The organism is Gordonia sp. (in: high G+C Gram-positive bacteria) (assembly GCF_049299075.1).
GTDB lineage: Bacteria > Actinomycetota > Actinomycetes > Mycobacteriales > Mycobacteriaceae > Gordonia.
In genome coordinates this window covers 1-6,352 of sequence record NZ_JBAQWU010000304.1, presented here as the reverse complement: position 1 = coordinate 6,352, position 6,352 = coordinate 1, and the positions used below count along the sequence as shown (strand labels likewise).

The following is a 6,352-nucleotide window of genomic DNA, read 5'->3' as shown; positions in this document are numbered from 1 at the left end:
GCATGGACAAGGGCATGGCCAAGGAGGTCGCGGCGCGCGCCGGGATCCCGCAGTGCCGGTGGCTCACACTCCGCGAGGGTGTCGACGACCTGCACCAGGTCGTCGACCGGGCCATCGACGAACTCGGCCTTCCAGTGTTCGTGAAGCCCGCGAATATGGGCTCGTCGGTGGGCGTCCACAAGGCCGAATCGGCCGCCGACCTGACCAACGCGGTGATCGATGCGCTTCGGTACGACGACGTCGTCGTGCTGGAGGAGACGGTGACGGCCCGCGAGATCGAGGTCGGCGTGCTCGGCAACGGCCGCGGCGAGACCACCGTGCCGGGCGAAATCCGCCCGGGCAGCGACTTCTACGACTACGAGGACAAGTACGTCACCGGCGCCGCCGAACTGGTGATCCCGGCCGATCTGCCCGACGAGGCGGCCGCTGAGGTCCGCGAACTGGCCGCCCGCGCCTTTGCCGCGTTGCGCTGCACCGGCCTGGCCCGCGTCGACTTCTTCTACGAGGCCGACGGCCGCGGCTGGCTGCTCAATGAGGTGAACACCATTCCCGGGTTCACCCCCGCGTCGATGTATCCGAAGATGTGGGAGGCTACCGGGCTGCCCTACGCGGAGCTGATCGACCGGCTCGTCGACCTCGCTCGCGCCCGCTACCAGCGTCGCTCTAGCTTTTCGATTGAGCACGCCTGAGCTGAATCGGCGTAACGTCGGCGCCAGCGCGCGACGATACGTGAGGTAGGTCATCGGCGGCGGGTCTCCCGCACGCCGCAAGCGAATGGAGACCTGCCATGGAAGTTGTCAACAATCTTTCCAACGCCCTCGCGCAGTATCTGATCGGTGCACCCGAGCACGTCTGGATGGGCTACCTGCTCGACGCAGGCCGACTGCTTGGTCTACCCGTCTAACCCGAGTCGCGCATAGAAAAGGCCCCCGACCTGCACTGCAGATCGGGGGCCTTGCGCGGTGGCGAGGGGATTTGAACCCCTGGTACGGGGTTACCGCACACAGCATTTCGAGTGCTGCACCTTCGGCCGCTCGGACACGCCACCGCGAGAAACTGTACCCGAGCGCGACCGGGGAGTTAAATCAGCTGGTCAGAACCCTTCGTCGGCGACTCAGGGTGGACCGAAACGCAGGGAGCGAGAGTCACTTACCGCCGGTCAGCTTGTCCTTGACCTCGTGGGCCTTCTCGGTCACGTTACCGATGACACCCTTGACCTGCTCGTTCTCCGACAGCTCGCCGATCTTCTCTTTGGCCTGGTCGACGTAGCCGCTCACCGTCTCGTTGTCGGCCAACTCGCCGACCTTATCCTTGACCTGGTCGACGATCCCGCTGATCTTGTCCGACAGCTCCGACATGGTGCTTCCCTTCGTCTGTGGCGCGTCGAAAATGACGGCGCACGCGTTGATTCTAGACCGGCAGGACGCTTCAGTCACCGTTCACGGCGGGTTGCGAAGAACTCTGCGACCAGGGATCCGCACTCGTCAGCGAGCACGCCGCCGCGCACCTGCGGCCGGTGCAGCAGACGCTGATCGCGCAGCAGATCCCACTGCGAGCCGACCGCACCGGTTTTGGGTTCCCACGCCCCAAAAACCACCGACGAGATCCGCGCGAGGCCGATCGCCCCGGCGCACATCGCGCACGGCTCGACGGTCACCGCGAGGGTGCAGCCTTCCAGCCGCCACCCGTCCCCGTGGACCCGCGCGGCCTCCCGCAGCACCAGGACTTCCGCATGCGCGGTGGGGTCGCCGTCGGCTTCGCGACGGTTAGCTGCCCGCGCCAGCTCGGTGCCATCGGGCCCGAAGATCACCGCGCCGACCGGTACATCACCTACCGGAGCTGACCGGGCAGCGGTCAGCGCCGCGCGCATCTGCGCTTCGGCGGTCACCGCAGCCACCCGTCGCCCCGGATCCTCGCTCGTTAGCGGCCGAGGTCGTCGAGCACTCGGGCCAGCTCGTCGGCAAAGCCCAGTCGCGCGGCAATCATGCCGAGTTGCTCATCGGCGTACAGGTCCGTGTCGCCGACGATGATGCTCATCACGTCATCCGGCAAACCGAGGTCGGCCAGCACGGCCAGATCGCCCTCTTCCCATGGGTCAACGTCGTCGACATCATCGGGATCCACATCGGGCACTTCGACATTCAGGCGGTCGAGCACATCCTCGGCGATGTCGTAGTCGAGGGACGCGGTCGCATCCGAAAGCAGCAGCCGCGCACCACCGGGCGCCGGACGGACAATGACAAAGAACTCATCGTCGACGTTCAGGAGGCCGAATACGGCGCCGATGGCCCGTAGTTCGCGGAGCTGCGTCTCGGCGTCCTCCAGGGCATCGAGCGCGCCCGGATTCAACGATTTCACAATCCACCCGGTGTCCTCGCGGACTACCGCCACGGCAAAACCGTCGATGTCGGAAGCTGACTGCGCGGCGGTGCCCATGACCGCCACGGTAGTCGGTTTCGCAGGCTCCCCCAAGTCATATCCACCAGCAATGTGCAACGCTGAATCCGTGGCTCAGAACAATGCGCAGGTAACCCCGGACAGCGGCGAGCAGACCGACGCGATTCCCGTCTGCATTCTCGGCCTCGGCCTGATCGGCGGCTCCCTGCTCAGACGGCTGTCGCAGGCCGGCCGGGTGGGCTACGGCTACAACCGGTCAACGACGACCGTCGACGCGGCGATTGCTGCCGGATACGACGTATCGGCAGACCTGACCGCGGTGCTGCACCGGGCCGCCGCCGACGACGCCGTGATTGTGCTCGCCACCCCCGTCCCGGCGCTGGCGAACATGGTGGCAGCCGTCGCCGAGATCGCACCTGGCTGTCTGCTCACCGACGTCGTCAGCGTGAAAGCGGAAGTCGCCCGCATCATCGCCGCTGGCCATCCCGGTGCCCGCTACATCGGCGGTCACCCGATGGCCGGAACGTCCGAGTCCGGGTGGGCTGCCACCGATCCCCACCTTTTCGACGGCGCCATGTGGATGGTCTCCACGCACGACGACACTGATCCGGCCGACTGGCTGATCGTCGCCGGGATCGCCCACAGCGCAGGCTCCTACGTGGTGCCCGCCGCCGACGACGCCCACGACCGCGCGGTAGCCGCCATCTCCCACAACCCGCACCTGACCGCGGCGGTCACCGCGACTATCGGGGCCGGCGAGAGCGACCTGTCGATGCGTCTCGCGGCGGGCAGCTTCCGCGACGGCACCCGCGTCACCGGCACCGCGCCCGCTCTGCAACGCGCCATGCTCGAAGGCAACGCCGTCGCCCTGCTGAACACGCTGAGCGAGACTATCGACCGGCTCACCGCGGCCCGCGACGCCCTACGCGATCACGGCAGTGTCGAGGTAGTCGTCGACGACGGGTATCGGGCGCGCCGCCGGTACGAGGCGATCGCGCATGCTGAGCCGCAACCCATCGAAGGTGTCGAGATCGGAGCCGACGGCTGGGCCCAGCAACTACGCTGGCAGGCACATCAGGCCCGCGTCTGGATGAGCTGAGTCGAGCGCTCAGATACGCTGCGCAACCTCGGGAAACTCGGTGATCAGCCCGTACTCGTCGACGACCAGATCCCACGACCCGCGCGCCGATGTCAAGGTCGCAGCGCCGCCCTGCGCCCCGATGCCGCTGAAGTTGTACGACTTCTCAATCAGATCCACCGAACAGCTCGGCAAGCTCAGTTCCACCACCGGAATATCGATCCCGTCGCGACCTTCCTCCATCGCGTGTCGTCGCACGACAAGTGTCTTGAGGAACGGCGAATGCCACAGATCCACGGTGTCGGCGCCACCGAAGTCGCTGTGCACGACACTGTCCGGAGTCTGCACCATCCAGCGATCGTCCAAATCGCGGCTGAGGTCGAGCGAGATCTCGCCGCTTTCTTTCAGCATGCGGACCGACAGCCGCCTGGTCGCGCCGGTGTTGGTGGTCACCAATTCGTACGACACCGAATACGCCTCATACTCGTCGGTGGCGGCGCTGATGATCCGGCCGTACGCGCGAATGCGCGCGCCGCTGATGTTCAGCCGTACCTGCTCCATGCGGTCGGCATCGGATCCGCGCCAGGTGAGCATGGCTTTGATATTGGACGGTGAGGACACTCCACTACGGTAACCCCTCGTCATTCTCGGCAGGTGAGCAACCGCAGTGGGCCGGACGGATCCAGCTGCTCGGTGACGGCCCGCTTACCCTCGACCGTGATTGAGCACGACGCCGCCTGCAGCTTGGTGACCGCCACGTTGACCCGCGCGTCGCCATGGGTCGTAGTGGTCAGCGTCCATTTCCCGGCCGGCACGACGGCAATTTTGATGCCGGTGTCGGCCATATAGAAGATGGTGGCCTCGGTTTCGGTGTTCACCTCGTAGGTGGTTGCTTGTGGTGGACCCGAGCGCGTGGTGGAACGCGGTGCCCGCGTTCCGGGCACCGACGGTGTGGTCCGCGGGGTCCGGCGCGGCACCGCTGCGGTGGGATCAGGCTGGTCGTTCTCGGTGAGATACGGATCGTTGAGCGACTGGGAGACCGGCGGATCGGACCGCCGCGAACCAGCTAAGTCGTCTCCGGAGGAGGAGAACATCTGGATGCCGAGCGCGATCACCACGACGGCCACCAGCACGGCGGCGACCCAGGCGACAACACGGCGGGTCGGATCCGGCTTCTGCGGCGCGGGGGCCGGAGCGGGCGGAGGTGGCGGCTCCGGCGGCAACTCCGCGGCCGGATTCGGCGCCGAGTATTGGTAGCGCGGCCGCCCATCGTCGCCGAATCCCAGCGGCGGATAGGTCTGCCCGCGCGCTACCGGTGGCCGGTACGGCGGCGCGGATCGCGGACGTTGCGGGGGCCGGGTCATGGGTCCATTGTTACCCGGCCAGGCGCTCGATGAGCGGAAGGGTTCGATAGCCGATCGCCTCGTGCATCACGACCGATACCGTCGTACGCTGCACGCCCGGCACCGCCAGCACCGCACCAGCGATTCGGTACAGATCGTCGGCATCGCTGGCCGCCACCAGTAACTGCAGGTCGGCGATACCGGAGATGCCGACCGCCTCCAGCACTTCTGGTATGCCCGCGAGCTCATCGACCACCGATTCGAGTTGATGCTGATCGACGACGACGGCGACGTACGCGCGCAACCGATAGCCGAGTTCTTCGGGTGAGACCCGACGGTCGTACGGCCCGAGAAGTCCTTCCTCCTCCCAGCGTCCCAGCCGCGACTGCACGGTGTTGCGGGCCATGTTCACCAGTGCGGCGAGTTGCACACCGGAGGCGCGCGGGAACTCGCAGAGCGCGCGGAGAATACGTGCGTCGGTTCGATCCATTCTGGCCATAAGGCACAGTATTGCGCGTTTTTACCGTCCCAAATTGGTCGTTCTGCTTAATTTCTGACTCGACTCTTGCGCACCATGCCAGCGGTTGAGACGCTTACCACACCTAGCCAGCCGGCGTGCGATCCACGCCCCAGCGCCAAGGAGGCACCGTGTCCGACCTCGACGAGATTGTGCAACTGGTCAGCATCACCGGAGAGCGCCAGATCCACCCCGACTTCTCCACCTACGTCGACGACGTCACCGTCGACGAGATCGGCTCCCTGTACGAAGACATGATCGTCGTACGACGACTCGACGCGGAGGCCACCGCACTGCAGCGGCAGGGGCAGTTGGGCCTGTGGGCTCCGCTGTTCGGTCAGGAAGCCGCGCAGATCGGCTCGGCGCGGGCCCTCGAACCCGACGACTACGCCTTCCCCAGCTACCGCGAACACGGCGTCGCCTACTGCCGCGGGGTCGCGCTCAACGAACTGCTCCCGTTCTGGCGGGGCACGGCGCATTCCGGGTGGGATCCGCACCGATACCGCATCGCGACGCCCGCGGTGATCATCGGCGCGCAAACGCTGCACGCTGTCGGATACGGCATGGGCATCGCCTTCGACGGCGCCGCGTGTGCCGCGATCACCTACTTCGGCGACGGCGCCACCAGTCAGGGCGATGTGGCCGAGGCAATGGGTTTCGCCGCCAGCTTCGCCGCACCCGTCGTCTTCTTCTGCCAGAACAACCAGTGGGCGATCTCCGAGCCGGTGACCCTGCAGAGCCGCGGGCCGCTCGCACACCGGGGCCGCGGGTACGACATGCCCACCGTCCGGGTCGACGGCAACGATGTCCTCGCCGTCCTAGCCGTCACCCGCGCCGCGCTCGAACTAGCCCGCGAAGGCGGCGGGCCGACGCTAATCGAGGCGATCACCTACCGGCGCGGCCCGCACACCACCTCCGACGATCCGACCCGCTACCGCACGCCGGACGATGACGCCGAGTGGATCCGTCGCGATCCGATCGATCGGATCGCGTTGCTCCTCGACGCCGCTGGCGCCC

At 66.8% G+C, this 6,352-nt stretch carries 9 protein-coding genes and 1 tRNA gene; 3 read left to right on the top strand and 7 right to left on the bottom strand.

The features are described 5' to 3' along the window. Window positions 1-689, top strand: a 689-nt coding sequence (locus WAW85_RS09255) for a D-alanine--D-alanine ligase (RefSeq protein ID WP_422559322.1), incomplete at its 5' end; no start/stop codon positions are given. A gap of 271 nt (window positions 690-960) precedes the next feature. Here WAW85_RS09255 and WAW85_RS09250 read toward each other — a convergent pair. The 4 genes from WAW85_RS09250 to WAW85_RS09235 all read right to left on the bottom strand — a co-directional run bounded on the left by WAW85_RS09250 (window position 961) and on the right by WAW85_RS09235 (window position 2,436). After that, window positions 961-1,048, bottom strand: a tRNA-Ser gene (locus WAW85_RS09250). 97 nt (window positions 1,049-1,145) lie between these two features. Continuing rightward, entirely contained in the window at window positions 1,146-1,358 is a 213-nt protein-coding gene (locus tag WAW85_RS09245) for a hypothetical protein (protein WP_422559321.1), read from the bottom strand. Between the two features lie 74 nt (window positions 1,359-1,432). Next, window positions 1,433-1,870, bottom strand: coding sequence for a nucleoside deaminase (locus WAW85_RS09240; RefSeq protein WP_422559323.1), 438 nt, complete (start codon window positions 1,868-1,870; stop codon window positions 1,433-1,435). A 50-nt stretch (window positions 1,871-1,920) separates the two neighbouring features. After that, window positions 1,921-2,436 (bottom strand): tRNA adenosine deaminase-associated protein, encoded by a 516-nt coding sequence (locus WAW85_RS09235; protein ID WP_422559320.1) that lies wholly within the window; start codon window positions 2,434-2,436, stop codon window positions 1,921-1,923. A 52-nt stretch (window positions 2,437-2,488) separates the two neighbouring features. Here WAW85_RS09235 and WAW85_RS09230 point away from each other — a divergent pair, with 52 nt between their 5' ends. Beyond that, complete coding sequence (locus WAW85_RS09230) at window positions 2,489-3,496, top strand: prephenate dehydrogenase (RefSeq protein ID WP_422559319.1); 1,008 nt, start codon at window positions 2,489-2,491, stop codon at window positions 3,494-3,496. Between the two features lie 9 nt (window positions 3,497-3,505). Here WAW85_RS09230 and WAW85_RS09225 read toward each other — a convergent pair whose 3' ends face one another. The 3 genes from WAW85_RS09225 to WAW85_RS09215 are packed head-to-tail and all read right to left on the bottom strand — an operon-like array spanning window position 3,506 to window position 5,317. Beyond that, a complete protein-coding gene (locus tag WAW85_RS09225; protein ID WP_422559318.1) occupies window positions 3,506-4,096 on the bottom strand; it encodes a putative glycolipid-binding domain-containing protein in 591 nt (196 codons plus the stop codon). A 20-nt stretch (window positions 4,097-4,116) separates the two neighbouring features. Continuing rightward, window positions 4,117-4,839, bottom strand: coding sequence for a hypothetical protein (locus WAW85_RS09220; protein ID WP_422559317.1), 723 nt, complete (start codon window positions 4,837-4,839; stop codon window positions 4,117-4,119). Window positions 4,840-4,849: 10 nt separating this feature from the next. Continuing rightward, window positions 4,850-5,317 carry an Lrp/AsnC family transcriptional regulator gene (locus tag WAW85_RS09215; RefSeq protein ID WP_422559316.1) on the bottom strand — a complete coding sequence of 156 codons (468 nt, stop codon included), beginning with the start codon at window positions 5,315-5,317 and terminating at the stop codon, window positions 4,850-4,852. 149 nt (window positions 5,318-5,466) lie between these two features. On the opposite strand from WAW85_RS09215, the gene WAW85_RS09210 reads away from it, so the two are divergent. Then, on the top strand, window positions 5,467-6,352 hold an 886-nt coding region (locus WAW85_RS09210; protein ID WP_422559315.1), incomplete at its 3' end, for a thiamine pyrophosphate-dependent enzyme.

What these genes read in the sequence shown, in the direction of transcription:
- WAW85_RS09245 (WP_422559321.1), bottom strand. Translation starts at nt 1,358, where the DNA reads ATGTCGGAGCTGTCGGACAAGATCAGCGGGATCGTCGACCAGGTCAAG.
- WAW85_RS09240 (WP_422559323.1), bottom strand. Translation starts at nt 1,870, where the DNA reads ATGCGCGCGGCGCTGACCGCTGCCCGGTCAGCTCCGGTAGGTGATGTA.
- WAW85_RS09235 (WP_422559320.1), bottom strand. Translation starts at nt 2,436, where the DNA reads ATGGGCACCGCCGCGCAGTCAGCTTCCGACATCGACGGTTTTGCCGTG.
- WAW85_RS09230 (WP_422559319.1), top strand. Translation starts at nt 2,489, where the DNA reads ATGTGCAACGCTGAATCCGTGGCTCAGAACAATGCGCAGGTAACCCCG.
- WAW85_RS09220 (WP_422559317.1), bottom strand. Translation starts at nt 4,839, where the DNA reads ATGACCCGGCCCCCGCAACGTCCGCGATCCGCGCCGCCGTACCGGCCA.
- WAW85_RS09215 (WP_422559316.1), bottom strand. Translation starts at nt 5,317, where the DNA reads ATGGCCAGAATGGATCGAACCGACGCACGTATTCTCCGCGCGCTCTGC.